At 38.1% G+C, this 18,857-nt stretch carries 16 protein-coding genes, 1 pseudogene and 2 riboswitches; of the genes and pseudogenes, 4 read left to right on the plus strand and 13 right to left on the minus strand.

All coding sequences use genetic code 11. The features are described from left to right. Positions 1-108 precede the first annotated feature (108 nt). The gene (locus J7I93_RS14650) at positions 109-591 is read right to left on the minus strand and encodes an AraC family transcriptional regulator (RefSeq protein ID WP_214726606.1); all 483 of its coding nucleotides are present in this window, start codon (positions 589-591) and stop codon (positions 109-111) included. A gap of 123 nt (positions 592-714) precedes the next feature. Further along, positions 715-1,245, minus strand: coding sequence for a cell wall hydrolase (locus J7I93_RS14655; protein ID WP_214726607.1), 531 nt, complete (start codon positions 1,243-1,245; stop codon positions 715-717). A gap of 242 nt (positions 1,246-1,487) precedes the next feature. Here J7I93_RS14655 and J7I93_RS14660 point away from each other — a divergent pair, with 242 nt between their 5' ends. Next, complete coding sequence (locus J7I93_RS14660) at positions 1,488-1,997, plus strand: GNAT family N-acetyltransferase (RefSeq protein WP_214726608.1); 510 nt, start codon at positions 1,488-1,490, stop codon at positions 1,995-1,997. 81 nt (positions 1,998-2,078) lie between these two features. Here J7I93_RS14660 and J7I93_RS14665 read toward each other — a convergent pair whose 3' ends face one another. From J7I93_RS14665 to J7I93_RS25195, 9 genes and pseudogenes are all read right to left on the minus strand, one after another. Next, positions 2,079-2,453, minus strand: a complete 375-nt coding sequence (locus J7I93_RS14665; protein ID WP_214726609.1) for a cbb3-type cytochrome c oxidase subunit I — start codon at positions 2,451-2,453, stop codon at positions 2,079-2,081. A gap of 110 nt (positions 2,454-2,563) precedes the next feature. Further along, a complete protein-coding gene (locus tag J7I93_RS14670) occupies positions 2,564-3,130 on the minus strand; it encodes a hypothetical protein (RefSeq protein WP_214726610.1) in 567 nt (188 codons plus the stop codon). A gap of 539 nt (positions 3,131-3,669) precedes the next feature. Then, positions 3,670-5,727, minus strand: a complete 2,058-nt coding sequence (locus tag J7I93_RS14675) for an ATP-binding protein (RefSeq protein ID WP_214726611.1) — start codon at positions 5,725-5,727, stop codon at positions 3,670-3,672. Positions 5,728-6,003: 276 nt separating this feature from the next. Then, positions 6,004-7,005 (minus strand): adenosine deaminase, encoded by a 1,002-nt coding sequence (gene add / locus J7I93_RS14680; RefSeq protein ID WP_214726612.1) that lies wholly within the window; start codon positions 7,003-7,005, stop codon positions 6,004-6,006. Between the two features lie 58 nt (positions 7,006-7,063). Then, positions 7,064-7,163, minus strand: a riboswitch (purine riboswitch). 158 nt (positions 7,164-7,321) lie between these two features. Further along, the gene (locus J7I93_RS14685) at positions 7,322-8,923 is read right to left on the minus strand and encodes a BCCT family transporter (protein WP_214988473.1); all 1,602 of its coding nucleotides are present in this window, start codon (positions 8,921-8,923) and stop codon (positions 7,322-7,324) included. A 1,096-nt stretch (positions 8,924-10,019) separates the two neighbouring features. Next, the gene (locus J7I93_RS14690; protein ID WP_214726613.1) at positions 10,020-10,976 is read right to left on the minus strand and encodes an ATP-grasp domain-containing protein; all 957 of its coding nucleotides are present in this window, start codon (positions 10,974-10,976) and stop codon (positions 10,020-10,022) included. Positions 10,977-10,991: 15 nt separating this feature from the next. Then, the gene (locus J7I93_RS14695; protein ID WP_214726614.1) at positions 10,992-12,041 is read right to left on the minus strand and encodes an LLM class flavin-dependent oxidoreductase; all 1,050 of its coding nucleotides are present in this window, start codon (positions 12,039-12,041) and stop codon (positions 10,992-10,994) included. A gap of 107 nt (positions 12,042-12,148) precedes the next feature. Then, positions 12,149-12,252: riboswitch (SAM riboswitch) on the minus strand. Between the two features lie 132 nt (positions 12,253-12,384). Continuing rightward, positions 12,385-12,687, minus strand: a pseudogene (locus J7I93_RS25190) (TetR-like C-terminal domain-containing protein); the annotation flags it as partial. A 12-nt stretch (positions 12,688-12,699) separates the two neighbouring features. Beyond that, entirely contained in the window at positions 12,700-12,990 is a 291-nt protein-coding gene (locus J7I93_RS25195) for a TetR/AcrR family transcriptional regulator (RefSeq protein WP_214988469.1), read from the minus strand. 179 nt (positions 12,991-13,169) lie between these two features. Here J7I93_RS25195 and J7I93_RS14705 point away from each other — a divergent pair, with 179 nt between their 5' ends. After that, the gene (locus tag J7I93_RS14705; RefSeq protein ID WP_214726615.1) at positions 13,170-13,943 is read left to right on the plus strand and encodes an SDR family NAD(P)-dependent oxidoreductase; all 774 of its coding nucleotides are present in this window, start codon (positions 13,170-13,172) and stop codon (positions 13,941-13,943) included. Positions 13,944-14,048: 105 nt separating this feature from the next. Here J7I93_RS14705 and J7I93_RS14710 read toward each other — a convergent pair whose 3' ends face one another. Together J7I93_RS14710 and J7I93_RS14715 are read right to left on the minus strand one after the other, a co-directional pair. After that, a complete protein-coding gene (locus tag J7I93_RS14710; RefSeq protein ID WP_214726616.1) occupies positions 14,049-15,029 on the minus strand; it encodes a tRNA dihydrouridine synthase in 981 nt (326 codons plus the stop codon). A 472-nt stretch (positions 15,030-15,501) separates the two neighbouring features. Further along, a complete protein-coding gene (locus J7I93_RS14715) occupies positions 15,502-16,155 on the minus strand; it encodes an NAD(P)H-binding protein (protein WP_214726617.1) in 654 nt (217 codons plus the stop codon). Between the two features lie 279 nt (positions 16,156-16,434). Here J7I93_RS14715 and J7I93_RS14720 point away from each other — a divergent pair, with 279 nt between their 5' ends. Then, on the plus strand, positions 16,435-16,923 hold the full coding sequence (locus J7I93_RS14720; protein WP_214726618.1) for a pyridoxamine 5'-phosphate oxidase family protein: 489 nt from the start codon (positions 16,435-16,437) through the stop codon (positions 16,921-16,923). A gap of 438 nt (positions 16,924-17,361) precedes the next feature. Further along, positions 17,362-18,546 carry a DUF4317 domain-containing protein gene (locus J7I93_RS14725; RefSeq protein WP_214726619.1) on the plus strand — a complete coding sequence of 395 codons (1,185 nt, stop codon included), beginning with the start codon at positions 17,362-17,364 and terminating at the stop codon, positions 18,544-18,546. Positions 18,547-18,857 lie beyond the last annotated feature (311 nt).

Consider the following 18,857-nt stretch of genomic DNA (forward strand, 5'->3'; position numbering starts at 1 on the left):
CCTTAGTCACATAACGGGCACTGTGTTCGATGGTCCATCTTTTCTTAAGCATTTTTTTATTATTTGTTCTTAACTGTTATTTTCCATGGGACTATTCCTGTAAATTCATTAGGATGTTTTTTTCCTTACTGGTACATATAAATCAACTTTACATTTCCCTTCCGTATCCTCAGCAGGATTATTCATATTGTATTCAAGGTTATATCGATCGTAATCCGGGTCATACTCGCTTTTTGGCAGCCATTCTCCAAACATGTACTGATAGGCACTATTCAAATTATCAGGGGTATCATAGAATGGATACAGAGCGTAATCTCCGCCAGACAGCTTTTTGAACTTTATTTCCTTATGTTTCTCTTTATCAAAACCGTCAGGAATGGTAACACAGGCATCGTGACGGCAATCCCTCCTTTCCAATAACTCAGGATTATCCAATGAAATGCCGATAAAAGATTGCTCCGGAGGAAATAGCCCATTGGAACTTGCCCAGCTAATCAGGTTTCCCCAATGTTCCTGCGGCTCAAAATAACTCCCTGTACGCCTAATATACCCTACTTCAGTCTCTGGTAATGTTGTTACTATGATCTTCATTTTTTACATCTCCCTTTTGGAAGTATTTACCTTAAACAAATTTCGCTAATCTCTCTTTAATTTCCTTCTAAACCTGCCTTTTTGCCAAAAAAAAAGCACACAGCTTTATGCTGTACGCGCTTTTTAAATAGCAAATGCGTGATTACCGATTTTTTTCACAACTTCACGGGAAAAGATCCACTGACTTGTAGCGGTTTCAGGGTTATAAAAGTAAAGAAGCTCTTCGTTTTTCTCCTTTTCAACAAGAGCTATCTCAACGGCCTGAACTGCTTCATTACTTGCAGGTTCATTTATGGAGCCATTTTGAACAGGTTCAAAAGCATTTCTTTGGTAAATAACATCCTTAACTGTATCTGGAAATTGTTCATGCTCAACACGATTCAATACCACATCAGCCACGGCAACCTTCCCTTCGAACGGTTCACCTTCTGCTTCAGCCTGTACAAGACGAGCAAGCAGCTTTTTCTCTTCCGGTTTAATAAAACGATGATCGGTTGATGTAGCCTCTTTCGTGTTGACCTCAACTTTTTTATATGTCAAAGTTTCTGCAGCCTTTTGATCGACTGACTCAGCATCAAAATGATCAGCAGGAAATACATTATATGAACCCATTATGAGTGAAATTGCAACAACAAATGTAAATACATTTTTCATTTGTAAACCTCCTGTTTGTCTTTTTTTAGGATAAAAACAGGCCATATATAAGGCTAACAGGTTTACAAGGGGATCTCATTAGTGAATAGGTGGGAGAATTACCAATCATGAAAAAGCGATTCCAATTGCTGTTATAATAACCTAAGTTATACTGTTTGTTATAACATGCTTTTTAAGTTGTAAAATCTATATATTATGCTTGAGTAAGTTCTACTCTATAAATGAATGAGGTGCCTATATAATTGAAAGTACTTGAAACAAATCGATTGATTCTTCGCTGGTTAATAACAGATGATGCAGAATTTATACTCGAACTTCTAAATGAACCTGCTTGGATTCGTTATATTGGAGATAAAGGGGTACGGACGCTGGAAGATGCTAAGAACTATATTTTAAGCGGTCCCATGAAAATGTATTCACAGCTGGGCTTTGGGCTTTTTCTTGTTGAAAGAAAGGAAGGCAGCACTCCTCTTGGAATGTGTGGATTATTAAAAAGAGAGTCTTTAGAAGATGTCGATATTGGCTTTGCTTTTTTATCAAGATATCAAGCACAAGGGTATGGTTTTGAGTCAGCCACTGCTACGCTGAAATATGGGCATGAGCAACTGGATCTGAAGCGTATCCTAGCCATAACATCCTTAGACAATCATGCCTCTTCCAGGCTTCTTGAAAAAATTGGCATGAATTATGAGAGAACGATTATTTTGCCTAATGTTTCTGAAGAGCTTAAGTTGTTTGCATCAGAAATATAATTAGAAAACAAGGGGCCTGGCCCCTCAGTTATTAACGTATTAATAGCTGGGATCAGGCACCTTTATTTAAGCAGACTAATTCTAAGATTCTTTACCTACATATTTAAAAATATTAATCATGAACAAAATAACACCCAATACAACTGCTACTGAGCCGGCAATTGCAACAGGAAGACTTGCCAGACTCCCTGTTACTACCTCAAATACAATGGCCCCCGTCATTAAAGGAAGTCCTATATTATGCAGCCAAAACTGGGTTTTGGCTAACTTGGATTTTGCAGCGGCAGGATATAAATGATAGATTATACCGAACAAAGCCATAGATACCCAGCCTAATAAATTGGTATGGGCATGGATAGATGCAAATCTGTAATCTTGTATAATTCCCATCGTAATTCCCATTAAAACTCCTAGTGTAAAATACACTGCGGCAATTTTTAAATACACTTTCCCCATGTCCTTCCCTCCACATTTCAGAAAAATTATTTTTAATAGGGCAACTGGCAACATCCAATTAGGATGTTACCTGGAAACTTTTTGTGCATAAATCTTGTTTATCAATTAGCTCACTTCAATCCTTCTTCATATTTCCCATTCCATAATGAACTTCCTAGCCAAATAAATGCAATTCCTGCTAGTGGCTGAGCCAAATAATTACCAATAGGAATAAAATCTATAATTGGCACAATGACAAGAATAAGGGCGGCCCAACGAGGAAGTATCGCTTTCACCGCTGTCAGAAGATTGAATACTAACATCCCAATAAAAAAACTAAATAAAGAAATCATAAGACCAATATTTATCTGATTGGGAATAGAACCACTAAATAAGTGTGGTGCATTCTCTTTTAAAACAGGTATAACAAAAGCTTCTGACCAACCAAATCCAGTCCACATTCCCGCCCCCCAAAAATAGATAAGGAATGCAATGAACCCAAATTTCCCCATGTCCTGCATCTGGCGAACATACATCCCTGCAATTCCTAATAAGAGAAAAAGCATACCAATCAAATTAACGTATGAAGCAAGTGTCCGAAGGGATGATATGCTATACATAATTGCAAATAAAACGAAAAGAATTCCCGTAAAGATTAAACACAAACCAGAAAATCTTAGAAATGAAGAAACAGTCAAAAAAAACACCTCCAGTAAATAGTCTAGATCCCCTTAAATGTACTTTCCAATGACTCTCAAAAACAATATCACTCTACTCTCAACAAAATGGAGGGAATTGAAGGGGCAAGCCTCCTTGCGTTACCCCCTGTGGGATCTTGCCTTGCTTTTTTCCCCCAGGAACAGAGCTATTAAATAAAAAAAGAATGTCTTATTCATGGAACAAGACATTCTTTGAAAAAGATATTGGTTTCTTCATTAAACCTTCTCATAATCAACCTGGTAAAAAGCAATTCCTTGGTGAATAAAGAGTTAGATTTTGCACAAAATTTTTTCTTAAGTGAATTATTATATCTTGGATGATATTGGCTATTTAATCACAAACATAATAAGTAAAAGGCAGGAGTTCGTTTCAATATCGAACTCTTACCTATAAAGAGGCTTGATATTCGAGTCTAACTTCTTGGATTCAAATCAGGGTATAGTCTTTATTTGACGCATAATGCAGGGTAATTATTAAAATCAGCCATGATATTGAAAATGGCGTATGTTTCCATTTTTTATTGGTTTAGGTCTTTATCTAATACCTGATAAAGGTCATCAATTGCTTTATTTAAATATCGATAGTAGGTAGCCATGGATAAACTGAATCTCTCGGCAACAAGTTGTTGTGGACGGACTCCTTGAATATAAGTACACTTCAGCAATTTCCCAGATAATCCATCCAGTTCTTCATTATCTGAAAGGAAGTTAATCGCAGCGATCAAATCTTTTTGCACAAGATTCCCTAATTCTATGATAGAATGATCCATTACAATCCGATGGGGAAATAAACAAGTATATGTTTCAGCTAATTCATGATTTCTTAGAAGATTTGAGTATCCTTTTAAAATGGCTTTAAGTAATTGTATGTTATATGCCGTATTATGCTCGGGAGCAGATTCTCCTATTGAACGCTTTGATAGCAATCTGTCTAGTTTTGAGAAGTAATCTTCCTTTGTAAGATCGAGAATAAACGCGCGGAATTCTGTTCCGGAATCGGTTGTGGCGTCAGCCCATGAAGCACGCTCAAAACCGCACCACTCTAAAACAGGAAACCATTCATTTATACATGTAAAGTCCAGGATCCATTCTGATTTCGCAGTATGATTGATTATCGTATTCGTGACGCAAGATCTTATTTCTTCCTCTAGTTCAGGCTCAATTCCAATAAACGAAAGTAAGTACGCATTCGAGGTCTGCTTCCAACTTTTGATAAATGGATGTAGTAATCGCTCACTTGCCAATACATGTAACATCTCAGTATTCAATGGAACCTTCCCGAAAGCAGCAACTATTTCATTTTCCTTCCAAATGGTAATAAATGTGGTGGGGTCTACCTCCCAAATCGGGCGAATTAAATGTTCCATATGAAAATCTTGAGGAGAAGATGGTAATTTATATTGATGATATCGCTTGAATAAGGAAACTATCGTATGAAGGTCACATTCACGACAATCGCGTACTTCAAAGTCATCTAAATTACCTGAGAAACACAAATTCCGGACGAAAGGATTTTCGTGCAAGCTCAATTTATCCAAATTGAGCTTTTGTCTATAAAGTGGATTAGACAGTTCTTCCTTCCGTATCTGCTTTAACGCATTCCGCCGCATTTGTTCATAGGTTTGAGGTTTCCTGAGCATCATATCTTCTAGAGACCAAGATCTTACTGCGTCATGAAGCATCCAGCCATCTTCTTTCAAATTAACAAAGGGCATGCTTGTAAGTTTTCTAAAGGATTCTTGATCGATTTCTTCATTGATAATAGAAGCAAGTCTCTCCTCATTAAACCTCCAAAACACCGATGCTGCTTCGAATATTCTTCGAACAAGAGATGGCAGCCCATCAAGCAGCTCTTCCATTAATACGGCAATAAGCTGGTTTCGTTCAGCTTTAGCAAGCGGCTTATTTTGATTTCCCTTCAGCATCATTTCCGCAGCAATAGTCATGGCGAGGGGGATGCCTCTTGAAAACTGAAATAACAGTGAGTTAGTATCGCTGCTGATTAATCCGCGTTTTTGAGCATACCGATTAACTTCCATTTGAGTTAACGATGGGAGTTCCAGAGTATCGATTAAACTTACCCATCCAGAACGTAACCAGCCTCCTGTAAGAGGGAACCTCCCCGCTGTAATAATTCTGACAGTATCTTCAAACTGCCCTAGCCAATTTGGAAGCCATTCCTCAACAGAGTGCCATTTCTCAAGTGCATCAAGCAATAGAACGATATTGCAGCTTTTTTGCTGTGACCTTACTATCAGCCGTTTTACTATTTCCTCTTGACTTAGTTCAGACAGATTCAGTTCACATGATCCCTGAAGCTGAACAGTCAATTGAACTAACACATCTTCTTTTACCCTAATAGTTTTACTGCCATCTATAATATAAATGTGAGCAGCTTCAAATTCGGACATGAACTGTTGGAGAAGCGTTGATTTGCCGATTCCACTTGGTCCATAAATATGTAGCCATTGCCAGTCTGAATTACCGGCAGCATGTCTTTTAAACATTTCGATTTCTTTCCTTCGACCTACAAAAAAATTCCGTTCTGCACCATAAAGCTTTTCACTTAACTGCATCGCGCACCCCCTTAATAATAAGTAATAAACATTGTTTCATTTTATACATTTTTTAAGAGGGGATTGAAGAAAGGTGCCTGTATGTTACTTTTGGAATCTATTTGGTTTTGCTTTGAAGGGTTAATGGACAATCTTATCTGGAAATGCGACATCGGTCAAACAAAAACTAGTTGCGTTTTCATTAAAAATATGGAAATTTTTAAGTGATGCAAGGCCTGTGGGTCAGGCACCTATCTTGCTCAAGTGGTTTTTCTTTTTTATTTGTCAATATATTTTTTAAATGTCTAGAAGGTACTTCCTCAGATTTTCCTTTGTCTTCTCATCAGCAAAAGAGGCCTCAACACTATTCATGTAAATTATCTTATAATCTTCATCACTCATAGCAAATTCATTACTGACTAGATCACATTCCTTCGCCATGGATGTATCTGATACCGTTCTGTTGTCCGTATTAACGGTTACTTTTATTCCATCCCTATGAAAGTCGTAAATGGGATGCTCACTAAAATGGTTTACTGCTTTCGTTTGGACGTTACTTGTTGGGCACATCTCAAGCACTACCTGTTTTTCCTTTACCATGTTATATGCCTCAACACAGTCTTTAATAAATACACCGTGTCCAATTCTTTCAGCCCCTAACCATTCAACGGCCTCAAGTACATTTTTTCCGATTCCCGTTTCACCAGCATGGATTGTGACTCTATAGCCATATTCCCTGGCCAATGCGATTGGTTCAATGAATTTTCCGCAAAACCCTTCTTCTTCGGAAGCACACAAATCGATCGCGACAACACCTTCACCAAGGAATATCTTACCCTTTTCGACGACCTCAAAAGCACTTTCCACACTCATCGTTCTCATGCATGACAAAATGATATTTCCTTTAATATCAAATTGTTCTTCTGTCTCTTTCATTCCCTCGATCACACTTTGAATGATTTCTTCAACAGATAATCCCATCTGTGTATGAAGTAAGGGTGCAAAACGAACCTCCATATATTTCACATTTTCCTTTGCTGCATCTTCAAAAAGCTCAAAGGAGATTCTTTTCAAATTCTCCTTTGACTGCATCACTAAATTAGGGATGGAGAATCTTTTTAAATATTCATCTAGAGATTCGCAATCCATCGGGGCAATTAGTTCTTCTTTAATCTCTTCTTGATCAAAAGTAGGCAGACTGATGCCTTCTCTCTTCGCGATATCAATAATCGTCTTAGGTCTGACACTCCCATCCAAATGGCAGTGAAGTTCTATTTTTGGCATGTTAGAAAAATTCATCGTTGGTCCTCCTCAATATTTTCAAAAAAAAATTCCTGATTACGAAGAAAATACAAATTAATGCTTGTATCTTCTTCGTAATCAGGAATTATTGGCTCCTGGTAGAAACCTCCAAACCATATTATTGGAGTTATACGAATTTGAGTCGTTCATTTGGTTTTTTAAAAGGATAAATAAATTATTCATTATTGTCAAGGAGTTGAATAGTTCTTCTCACAGGTTAATTTTTTAACCCATTTTTAAAATTATCCTAAACCTTTTTTAATAATCGTAAAAAAATATGAGCTCAAATAAATGAGCTCATCATCATTTAGTTCTAGAAATTACTAACCTTACGTACCTTACCTTCTGCTACAACATCTTTTCTTCTTACATTCGTTTCCCATGCCCGGTCTTCATCCATCATTTTCTTGGCAGCGTAAATGGTCAAGAATTGGATAAAAATGATTGGTATTCCCATAAGGCCAGAGAGAACTTCCAAAGGTGCCAGTCCACCTATTCTCATAAGCACAAGAGCAATGGCAGTCACAAGTGCAGCGACAATTAAGCGCAAACCCTTTGAAGGCTCGAATTTACTCATGTTTTTTGTGCCCGTGTAAGATGCAATCGTATACGTAGTTGAGTCCAGTGTGGTCGTTAGGAAAATCGTTGTAACAACCAGAAAAACGATCATGGCAATCGTAGAAAAAGGTAAAGAAGCAAGTATTTCAGGAATAGCTGTCATTGCATTTTGTTCCTGGACAATATTTAAAACAGGAACTTCCCCTGTTATATATCTATGAACGCCAAGACCCCCGAGGATCCCTGTAGCTACCCACGAAATAAGTGTAGGAGCTAACAAATAAGTTAAAATCATTTCTTTTATCGTTCGGCCGCGGGAGATTTTTGCCGCAAATATACTGTGCAGCATCGCCCATGTGGCACAATATGCAAACCAAAATACGGTATTGCTTTCAAGAGACGAGCTTCCTTGCTGACCTAGTGAATTCGTATTCAGAGACATATCAAGGTAATTAGAAATTAAAAATTTAAAACTATCGGTGAAATAGTTAAGAATGAATATTCCCGGCCCAGCAATCATGATAAATAAAGCAAAAATACCGGCTAAATACATATTTAAGGTACTTAATCGTTTAATTCCTTTTTCTATGCCTAAATAAGCACTTGCGGAGAATAGTATCACCCAGACAATCGTCACAAGTAAGGTCAAACCAAATGTAACCTCGATATTTGCAAGTTTTGATAAATTATACGTAATGATGGGTGTTCCCAATCCTAAGGTAACGGCTGCCCCGGATATGATACTAACCAGGAAGATAATATCGAGGATTTTTCCTCCTGCACCATTTGTAAATTTATCGCCAAAAATACAGCGGCATGCTTCAGAGATTCGCATAAATGGTTTTTTACGCACATGCAAGATATACCCCATTGCAGGAGCTGCCATGACAAAGATAGCAAAGACCTGAAAGCTCCACAAAAACATACTATACGAATTCCCCCACAATAAGGCTTCTGCCGATTTTGCTTCCGCACCAAAAGGAGGGTTCAAAGCAACGTCTGTCCATTGAACCATGCCAGTCCGCATGATCGTCGATCCCAGACCCATTGCAATTAAAATCGAAGCATATTCAAACATGGTGTATTTCGGTTTTTCGGTCGGATCCCCTAAAACCACCTGACCGTACTTAGAAAAGGAGAAAAACAAACCAGCTGCAACCATTAAAGCTCCATACCATAAATATCCCCACGAAAACATTTCAACAACACGATTAAAAATGTCATTCAACAGGCCCAGAGATTTAGCCTCGTTCATAGAAAATGGAATACTCATTCCAAGAATAACTAATACAGATGGGATAAAAATTTTGTAATCGATTAATTTTTCTCTACTCGCCCCTTTTACTCCATTATTCAATTAAATAACCTCCAGCACTAAATTTTTTCTTTAACGCCAGAAAGTAAAAACGTATAGAACTGATGTAAAACCACGAAAACCAACAACATCCTCGAAATAAATTCGAGGGGGAATATGAACAAAAAATTCGGGATGCATATTGGAATCAAGCCGATACGTCTTACTGATCCCAGCATTACAGAGCTAAAAAAATATTGTTTAGAATGGTGAATTTCCTGCATTGGCATTTGCTATTTCATAAGCAATCTTTTGCTAGATTTACGAAATGTGAGAAAAAACATAGAGAATACTTACCCTTTCCATATTGGTTTTAAACACAAAAAAACCAATAAAACTATCTTTCAGGTGAAATATGTATTATGTGATTGACTTCCAATATAGAAAGGACAGGAATCCATCAGTTAGAATGGAAAAACGCGTGATATATGTAAGGAAAACAAGGACAGTTATCTATAAGCAAGGAACAAATTAAAAGGAAGACAACTTGTCTCCTCCATGATGAGGTATTAAATACAGTGATAAATTAACTTTTTAAGTAAAAGGCTTTATGGATTTGTTCCTTTTACAGTAAAAAATTATATTAGGAGAAGTAACTGCATATTTTCTAGCTGTCGAAAGAATAGCAATAACCTTGTTTTATAATCTTTCAGATTGTCTTATTACTTCAGGCTATGCTTGCAAATGAAATCCACAAGTACATTCTTAGCAATACTAAATTTATTGTAACATAATTTTCAGATAATATCGACCATTCCGTGGAACTCTATTCGACAGGTTACTTATTTATGGTTACTACTTCATCATTTGGGATAAAAGAAACAAACCCAATTTCGCAAAAGGTCATTAATGAAATCAGGTCAGACTAGTAAAATTCAAATCTTTACAACCGTGCCTGTTCCTTCAATCTTTATCGTATTAACTTATCGGGGGCACCTTAATTCATAAATGCCCATTGTTGAAAAAAGGACCGGCAGTAAATGCCGCCGGTCTTTGAATTGAAGTACCTTTTCCTTTTGATACTTTCGAATTCATATTACGTTCTAATTTTCTTTTTCCCAATAAGACAAAAGGACCTGCTAATGCAGGTCCACACAAATTAAGATGTTGCTGATACAGCGTATTTTTCTTCCAATGTCCTCTTTAATAATAAAGCTAATTCTAGCATTCCATATTTTCCGGCTTTTGCTTCTGCATCAGAATTATAGTTTGTGTTTGTATTGATATCATAAGTAAAAATGGTACCTTCAGCATCTCTGATAAATTCAATACCAGCAACCTGAATATTATTCCTGGCTAGTACTTCTTTATATTTTTCTAAAATATCGTCCTCAAAATCTTCAATGATCTGGAACTTGGGCTTCTCTTCCACTTCTTCTCCTACCGGGCAGAATAAATCGCCAATTTGGCATGCGTCCGCTGGGCAAAGTTCAAATCCTTCCGAAGTATCAACCCTAACCGCATAAACAAAGTTTCCTCCTACAAATTCACAGCGGGTTATATAGCTTTCAGGAGATTGAATGTATTCTTGAATAAGGGTAATGCCATCGACTGGTTCTTCGAAGGCAGGTCCTTCAACATAAGCTTTTAAAGCTTCTACACTATGGAATAATTGAACACCCAGGCCTTTACCGGCACGATTATGCTTCGTGATAAACGACTGTCCTGCAAATGCTTCGGCTGCCTTTATAATGTTTTGTTTTCCAACCGCTGCAATCGTTTTTGGAGTTTTAACACCAGACTTGTTTAGCTCTAAGTATTGTAAAACCTTACTAACTTCCAGCTTTAGAGCGCTCGTTCCATTTAACACCGTACGGCCATGTGCTTCAAGCCAAGCTAATACTTGTCCAGAAAATTCAGCTGCAAAACGATGATCACGTGTATGAGAAGAAGCACTCATTCGGCTATAGAAAATTCCTTCTGGCGGTTCCGCCGATAAATCTAACGTTCCCTCGTCTAAATGCCATTCTTCATATGGAACACCAAGTTCTTCTAACCTTTTTGTTAAATGGACTGTCCACTCACTATTTTCATGAATTACATATACCTTGCTCATTATTCAGGCCCCTTTCTAGCTCTTTATTAAACTGCGCTTTTGTTCCACTAATGGCATAACCGCCTTTGCAAAGCGTTCCATTTCCTCCAGCTGAGGTGAGAATTGCAATAATAGCAGGTCCAGGCCAGCTTCTTCATATTGTAAAATCCGATCAGCAATTTGCTCTGGTGTTCCTACTAAGTTTGGCCGGAGGCCCCGATTAGAAACTGAGTAATCCTGCAGCTGAATTTGCTGCTCCAATTGTGACTTTGTCGTGAAGTCCTTAAAGCCAGCATATCCGCTGGAATCCTTCACAGTCGTGATTTTTTCAAGCTCAGCCAAAGCCTCTTCTTCTGTATCACGGCAAATAACATAAGCTGCCATTCCGAAAGAACTGAATGGCTCATTGCCAGTTTGTTCACGGCGTGCCTTCATATCTGCTATTTTTCGATTAATCTCTTCAACCGTTCCGCCGTGCATAACATAAGCATCACATTTTTCTGCAATGGTTTGCTTCCCTCTTTCACTTTCACCGCCTGCATAAAGAATCGGGTTAGGTCTTTGAACAGGCTTCGGAACAAGCCTTGTGTCGTTTAAGTCATAAAATTGACCAGAATAATTGAAGATTTCTTCTGTCCATAACCCTTTTAGAACATCAATGAACTCCTCGGTGCGAGCATAACGCTCATCATGCTCTGTAAAAATACCGCCATATTGACGGGCTTCTTCAGCCCACCAAGCTGACACAACATTTAGAGTAAAACGTCCGTTGCTGATTTGATCAATATTTGCTGCCATTTTTGCTGCTACTGCTGGATTATGAAAACCAGGACGAATAGCGGTCATAATTTCTATTTTTTCCGTCACGCCTGCAAGTGCGGCTGCCGTGGACCATGCTTCAAGAGAATCATGGTCCGGCCCTTTAATATCATTTAAATATAACTCAGCTATTAACGTAGTCGAGTATCCCCATTTTTCTGCAGACAGAATGACGTTTTTAGCATATTCAAAGGTTGGCGGCATATTTTCGTCTTCCACATTTCGCAGCCAGCCTCCAAAAATCGGTAACCAAAAACCATATTTCATTTCTCTTCTTTCCTCTAGCATCCTAATTATCTACTTTTCCTATAACTTAAGTTGGGTTTATGAATAAAAAAAAACTCTCCTCCTATGAAGAGAGTTTTATAACCCTCTTCTCATCTATCAAGCGATGTGCTTGCTGGAATTGGCACAGTATTCTTAAGAATCTGCTGCCGAGGCTTCAAAGGGCCAGTCCCTCCACCTCTCTGGATAAGAAGAAAAATATTCAACTTTTAATTTATTTAAAGCGATAATAATTTAAATTAATCAAATTGTCAATAAAATATTTCTAAACTCTAAATATTGTTAATTAGAGTTCCTAATTTGGTTGATTTCTCGATATCCTTCTTCATTCTTTGTTCTTTTTAATATTTATTTTCGGTGTATAAAATGTCAATATATGAATGAGCTGATCTCCCATGTAGGTAGGGGAGTGTGCAAAATCATTTTCAATCCATTCAAGAATCAATCCGATAATACCATGTATACGATAGGTGCTAAAAAGTTCTATATCAATATCAGGGTCTATTTCAGTGGTCAAAAATTCGAATTCTTCCCTGAATAACTTGTCCAGCCTTCTTGTCATTTTCTCATGAAAACTATAGTTTGTTGTTGGACGGAACATTAGCTGATAGAACTTTTTGTTCTCTAAAAAATGTTCGAATTAGATAATCGAATTTGACGGTATCTCATTGAAATCTATGACTGATAAATGAAGATATGGTTTCCGAAAAGCTTCAGTCATTTTATCAAACATATCTTCAATGATCTCATCCAGTAAATCTTCCTTTTTTTCATAATGTGCATAAAAGGTACCGCGATTGAAATCCGCACCCTTTACAATCTCTGTTATCGTAATATCACGTAAGCTTTTCTCCTCCATTAATGATAGTAAAATTTCTCTAAACTTCTCTTTTGTTCTTTTTACACGTCTGTCGGGGTGCTGAATGGACATTTTAAAGCTCCTTCTTACACTTTTAACGTACAAAATGGATACATATGTTGATTATCATACATTTTTATTATTATTGCATATTGAAGCCCTTTCACACATGTTTTATGCTTAAAGTGTTCTATATATCTCGAAATCGAGATATATTCAAATTTATTTTCCACAAAAGGAGGAAGACAAACATGGCAAGATTTGAAGATAAAGTAGTTATAGTTACTGGTGCAGCAGGCGGTATCGGGAAAGAAGTAGTACGAAAATTGGCCGGAGAACAGGCGAAAGTTGTCCTTGTTGATTTAAATGAAGACGCTATCAAAACTGTTCAAGCCGAGCTTGGTTTGACAGAAAAAAATAGCCTAGCGGTAAAGGCGGATGTTTCTAAAGAAGAAAATGTTAAAAATTATGTGGATAAAGCAATGTCTAAATTTGGACGTATAGATGGCTTTGTAAACAACGCAGGCGTTGAAGGTCCAGCTAAGCCACTTGAAGAAGTGACAGAAAAAGATTTTGACTTCGTATATGGTATTAACGTAAAAGGCGTACTTTTCGGTCTAAAATATGTATTACCGATCATGAAAGCACAAAAATCAGGTGCAATCGTTAATACTTCGTCAGTAGCTGGTTTAATCGGCTCACCAAGCATGGTTTTATATAACTCCTCCAAACACGCTGTAATGGGTATTAATAAAGTTGCAGCATTAGAAGCAGCTGCATTTAACGTTCGAGTGAACACAGTCAACCCAGGTGTGATTAATACAAAAATGATGCGTAACATTGAAGAAAACGTTGCACCAGGTGCAGCAGAAGCAGCAAAAGCAGCTTATAATGATGCAGTACCAATGAAACGCTACGGTGAACCTCAAGAGGTAGCTAACGTAATTGCATTTTTACTGTCTGACGAAGCTTCCTATGTGAGCTCATCTTCATACACAATCGATGGTGCTCTATACAACGTATAAAATTACAAAAAAGGTGCCTGGCCCCTCAGTCATTAACTTTTTAACATAGCCGGGGACAGGCACCAATATTAGTTCTCCACTTTTACCTTGAAATGGACACTTCTACTATTTCCCTATTCCATCAAGATTCTTTGCAGAAAATTTATTAAGCAATTCACGCACTTCATCTGTTGACTTTGTGTTCATCAATTGATTTCTTAATTCACTCGCCCCTCGAAATCCTTTGGCATAGATCTTGAAGAAGCGATGAAGAGCCGTGAACGGCCGCAGCTCTAAATGCGAATATTTATCATGGAGATCCATATGCAATCTTAAGAGGTCAAGCAATTCCTCACTGCTATGATCTTTCTTCTCCTTTTCAAAGGCAAATGGATTATGGAATATGCCGCGCCCAATCATTACCCCATCAACGCCATATTGATCGACTAGCTTCAAACCAGTCTGACGGTCAGGAATATCTCCATTGATCGTCAAAAGGGTATCAGGTGCCACCTGGTCGCGAAGTTTCTTAATCTCTGGGATCAGCTCCCAATGCGCAGGCACTTTGCTCATTTCGTCCCTTGTACGCAGATGAATGGAAAGATTAGCAATGTCTTGTTCCAAAATGTGTTTCAGCCAGACCTTCCATTCGTCTACTTCCGTGAAGCCAAGCCTTGTCTTTACACTTACCGGCAAACCTCCTGCTTTGGCCGCCTGAATCAATTCAGCTGCAACTTCCGGGCGACGGATCAGGCCGCTTCCCTTCCCGTGCTGTGCCACATTGGGTACAGGACATCCCATATTGATATCCAATCCCTTAAAGCCCAGTTCCGCCATACCAATACTCATTTGCCGGAAGTACTCAGGTTTATCCCCCCATATATGGGCTACAATTGGCTGTTCATCCTCTGTAAATGTCAAACGCCCACGCACACTATTAATCCCCTCAGGGTGACAATAACTATCCGAGTTTGTAAACTCAGTAAAAAACACATCAGGCCTGGCTGCTTCACTCACCACATGGCGAAAAACAACATCCGTCACCTCTTCCATTGGTGCTAATATAAAAAAAGGTCGTGGTAATTCACGCCAAAAATTGTCTTTCATAATTTAATTCAAATCCTCTCATTATGGGATACCAGGTAACAATTTATCCCAAAAATAAAAAGCAGCATATTTCTGCTACTTATACACTTATACCATGGTTAAGTACTTTTTATCAAACTGATTGGATTTTCACTTCACAATATCTGTAAACAACCAAAATATCTCCTGTTAAAACAACCCCAAACACCATTCCTCTGCGTAGTAAAATAAAGATTTACTAAAAAAGACTGAAAAGAATTGGAGGAACACTTGATTTATAAAACAAAGGTGACTCCGAAATCGAAAAAGACTTCTTTTTACAAAATCAGGGTCGGACTAACCAAAGTTTATTTTAGGGGTTGCCCTCAGTCATGAACGTATTAATTCAGCCGGGGTCAGGCACCAATGTTCTATAAAACGATTGCAGCATAAAAAATAACTTTGACCTTATTCGACAAAGTTATTAGGAGCTTAATCTATTTTTTTGATTGGTCTATTGCTTAATTCCGACACATTCCCGAATCGCTTTTCCTTCAAGCGTAAAAATGCCGCTTCCTTTTGTTTTAACGGAATGGATCATAGCTTGAGCCAATATTTCTGTCTGCAGAGGTTCCTGAGAGCGAAGCAGTCCAAATTTATTAAAAAACTGTATGGCTTTCATTCCGGCAACTTCTATGGGTCTATCACTATTTTTTCGGATCAATACAGGCGGGTTAAAGATGGATAGCTTTTGAAATCCTAAAGCTTTTACCGCTTCTTCTAACTTTCCCTTCATCCTTGTATAAAAAAAGAGAGAATTAGGCGAAGAGCCCCCCGAAGATATTAAAACATAAGTGTTCACATTGTTATCTCTGGCCGTTTTCGCAAATTGATATTGATAGTCGTAATCGATTTTCCATTGAGCTTCTTTACTTCCCGCAGCTTTCAAGGTAGTTCCCAGACAAGAAAACAAAACATCGCCCTTCACCAAGTGCTTCCAATGTTCTGATTGATTAAAGTCAATCACATGCACCTTTAATTTTTCATGCTGGATAGGAAGATCCCGTCTGACAAAAATATCAACCTGATGAAAAGAATCGTCTTCCAGTAATAAATCCAGCAAGTCCTTGCCTGTTGCTCCCGTAGCCCCTATTATCAATGCGTGCATTTTCTTCTCCTCATATTTTAAATAGTTTCTTTGACATAATATAACACGTTGCTCTAATATAGGGAATCAAGTCTTGCCTGGCTTCTTTCTGCTTCTAATTTTTGTTTCTCTCAAACTGGCGAAATAAAAATCAGGCTATTTTTTGAGATTTAAATTAGGAAAATACTATTTCGCACATTCCGGTTGTTCAGTTTCTTTTTGTTTGAGTGAAGCCATACCTGAATAAATACTGGTATAAAGGGTAATATACCTCTATAAAACTTTTATGAGGTGATGGAAATGTCTAACCGGATGAACCAAGAAGAAATAGAAACGTTTAGAGAGTTAATCAAAGACATAGACACGGCCATGCTGACTACGGTAACTGAAGAAGGACTTGTTTCCCGTCCCATGAAAACACAGGAAGTAGAGTTTGATGGGGACTTGTGGTTTTTCACTAAAAAAGAGACGAATAAATATGATGAAATTTTACATGACCAGGATGTTAATGTGGCTTATGCAGGTAAATCCTATGTTTCCGTCCGCGGAAAAGCGGAAATCATTGAGGACTTAGACAAGAAAAAGGAATTGTGGAGCAAAGCATATGAGAAAATTATGCAAACTTCCTATGATGATCCTAATGTTGTCTTAATAAAGATAAAAGCAGAAGCAGCCGAATATTGGGAAACTGGTAATTTTACGAAGAAGATTGCCTTTCTCTATAAACGGATGACAGGGCAAAGCTCTAAATCGTCAGATGTTAATGAAACGGTTGAATTGAATAAATAACAGCAAAAAAGGGTTGTCTAATTATAGGACAATCCATTTTTTTATTGAGTAATGTTGTTACATTTGCAGCTATATTAATTTTCGGTTTCATACTTAATTCGATTATTTAGCTCTACCTTTTAACCTTCATTTAGGTATTGCAATAATTGAAAGCTCCCATTTCCCCTTTTATGCTTGTTTTCAATGAAAAGGAGCCTGCCCTTCCCCCAATCATTAACGTATGAACGAAGCCGGCAAAATATCAGCACTACACATTCACCTCGCCAAAGCTAACCCCGGCCGGTAAATATCTAATCCATGCTTCTCAAATCACCAGCCAAATTTAATTAACAATTCCTTTTCAAAAAAGCGAAAATAAATAGATTAATTTATAAAACTGATGTATTTTGTTATTCTAGTAAATATGCATATTGGGCAGCTTAGGAGTGGATATTAACCGTGAACAAAAAAGACATCGCACAGATTCGGAAACAATTTAAGCTAAATAATGACTTACTAAAGATCTCAGATATTTTCAATGTCTATATTATGAAGGAATCAAGCGAGATATATCATTATGAGAGCCAGCCTTTTGAAATGCTGGACCAGGATCAGCAGGAGCTATTTATGGATAACTTCAAAAAGCTGCTTGGCGGCCAATTGGATGAAAAGCTCTTTGAATTAAAGTTTCAGAGGGATGCCGAAAACAGCAGTCAGCTCATCCTGCATCAAGGATTGCTAAGCAGTGATGCGGAAGGCTGGACGGATCAAATGCTTCAGATAGTCAGCAAAATGCTGGGAATCCGGCAATATGAAAAGGATATTGTCGTTACCTTCATTCGCGGGGAGTATCTTAAGCCAATGAAACGCCGCAATGCAGAAGCCGAAGAAAGTGAACGGGATGCCGTTTATTCTCATCCCTTTATACTTTGCAGTATAAATAACACGCAAGAACCGAAGAAAGAACTGCTTTTTGACTATGTAGAAAAGGAATTTAAATATCATTTTACTGTTGATCCGATTATCAACCTCAAATCACCCATTTCAGGGTTCCTATTTCCTTGCTTCACCGACCATGCAGCTGATGTCAATCACGTCTTGTATTCAGCAGGCAAGGTCCATGAGCCCGACCACCTGTTCATAGAGGACGTTCTAAACGGGGAAGAAACGATGACCGCCCAGGATGATAAAATCGTTTTCGAGGAAATTATTAAAGACGTAACAGGAGATCAGCTAAGCACATCAACACTTTCCAATGTATATGAAGAGATTAACCGGATGATCGTGGAAAACGAAGAGGATGAACCGCCGAAGCTGGATTATCAAGACGTAGAACGTGTTTTAAAGGTGAGCGGTCTCGAAGATATTAATTCAGAAAAGGTCCAATCCGCTTATCAAAAAATTATCGACGATGACAAATATGAAATAAAGGCAAACAGCGTCCTTCCTAAATTTAATTCAAAATCAATAAAAATCAGCACGAAAGCAGCCAACATTTCCATCAGCCCCCAGGATCTTAGATATGTTAAACAAGTCCATTTTGACGGCAAGCGTTACCTGATGATCGAAGTGGAAGAAGATACCGTGATTGAAGGCTTCACGATGATTCCCGAAACTTTTGGCGGGGGTTCGGATAAAGAATAAAGAAGCAGGTAAACGGTTGTGGTAAACTTGCTTCATTCCGAAAGAAATGCAGGTCTGCGCTCCCTATACTGAGGATATTAAAATGATAGGTTTGTCTATCTTTCTATAGGCTCTTTTCATATAGATTGTTGTTATTGGACTATAAAGCTTGCCCGTTGATTTCCGCTCCAGTCACGCAGCGAACCGCGGGGAGGAACGGGAGCCTCCTCGGCGTTTCACGCCTGCGGGGTCTCCCGCTCCCTCTCTTCCCGCAGGACATTGAATAAGCTTCCTCGAATAAGCACTGCACGAAGAAAATGCGAATGCATTTT

Source organism: Bacillus sp. ISL-47 (assembly GCF_018613175.1).
In the GTDB taxonomy this organism is placed as follows: Bacteria; Bacillota; Bacilli; order Bacillales; family Cytobacillaceae; genus Cytobacillus.

What these genes read in the sequence shown, in the direction of transcription:
- J7I93_RS14650 (WP_214726606.1), bottom strand. Translation starts at nt 591, where the DNA reads ATGAAGATCATAGTAACAACATTACCAGAGACTGAAGTAGGGTATATT.
- J7I93_RS14655 (WP_214726607.1), bottom strand. Translation starts at nt 1,245, where the DNA reads ATGAAAAATGTATTTACATTTGTTGTTGCAATTTCACTCATAATGGGT.
- J7I93_RS14665 (WP_214726609.1), bottom strand. Translation starts at nt 2,453, where the DNA reads ATGGGGAAAGTGTATTTAAAAATTGCCGCAGTGTATTTTACACTAGGA.
- J7I93_RS14675 (WP_214726611.1), bottom strand. Translation starts at nt 5,727, where the DNA reads ATGCAGTTAAGTGAAAAGCTTTATGGTGCAGAACGGAATTTTTTTGTA.
- add (WP_214726612.1), bottom strand. Translation starts at nt 7,005, where the DNA reads ATGAATTTTTCTAACATGCCAAAAATAGAACTTCACTGCCATTTGGAT.
- J7I93_RS14690 (WP_214726613.1), bottom strand. Translation starts at nt 10,976, where the DNA reads ATGAGCAAGGTATATGTAATTCATGAAAATAGTGAGTGGACAGTCCAT.
- J7I93_RS14695 (WP_214726614.1), bottom strand. Translation starts at nt 12,041, where the DNA reads ATGAAATATGGTTTTTGGTTACCGATTTTTGGAGGCTGGCTGCGAAAT.
- J7I93_RS25195 (WP_214988469.1), bottom strand. Translation starts at nt 12,990, where the DNA reads ATGTCCATTCAGCACCCCGACAGACGTGTAAAAAGAACAAAAGAGAAG.
- J7I93_RS14705 (WP_214726615.1), top strand. Translation starts at nt 13,170, where the DNA reads ATGGCAAGATTTGAAGATAAAGTAGTTATAGTTACTGGTGCAGCAGGC.
- J7I93_RS14710 (WP_214726616.1), bottom strand. Translation starts at nt 15,029, where the DNA reads ATGAAAGACAATTTTTGGCGTGAATTACCACGACCTTTTTTTATATTA.
- J7I93_RS14715 (WP_214726617.1), bottom strand. Translation starts at nt 16,155, where the DNA reads ATGCACGCATTGATAATAGGGGCTACGGGAGCAACAGGCAAGGACTTG.
- J7I93_RS14720 (WP_214726618.1), top strand. Translation starts at nt 16,435, where the DNA reads ATGTCTAACCGGATGAACCAAGAAGAAATAGAAACGTTTAGAGAGTTA.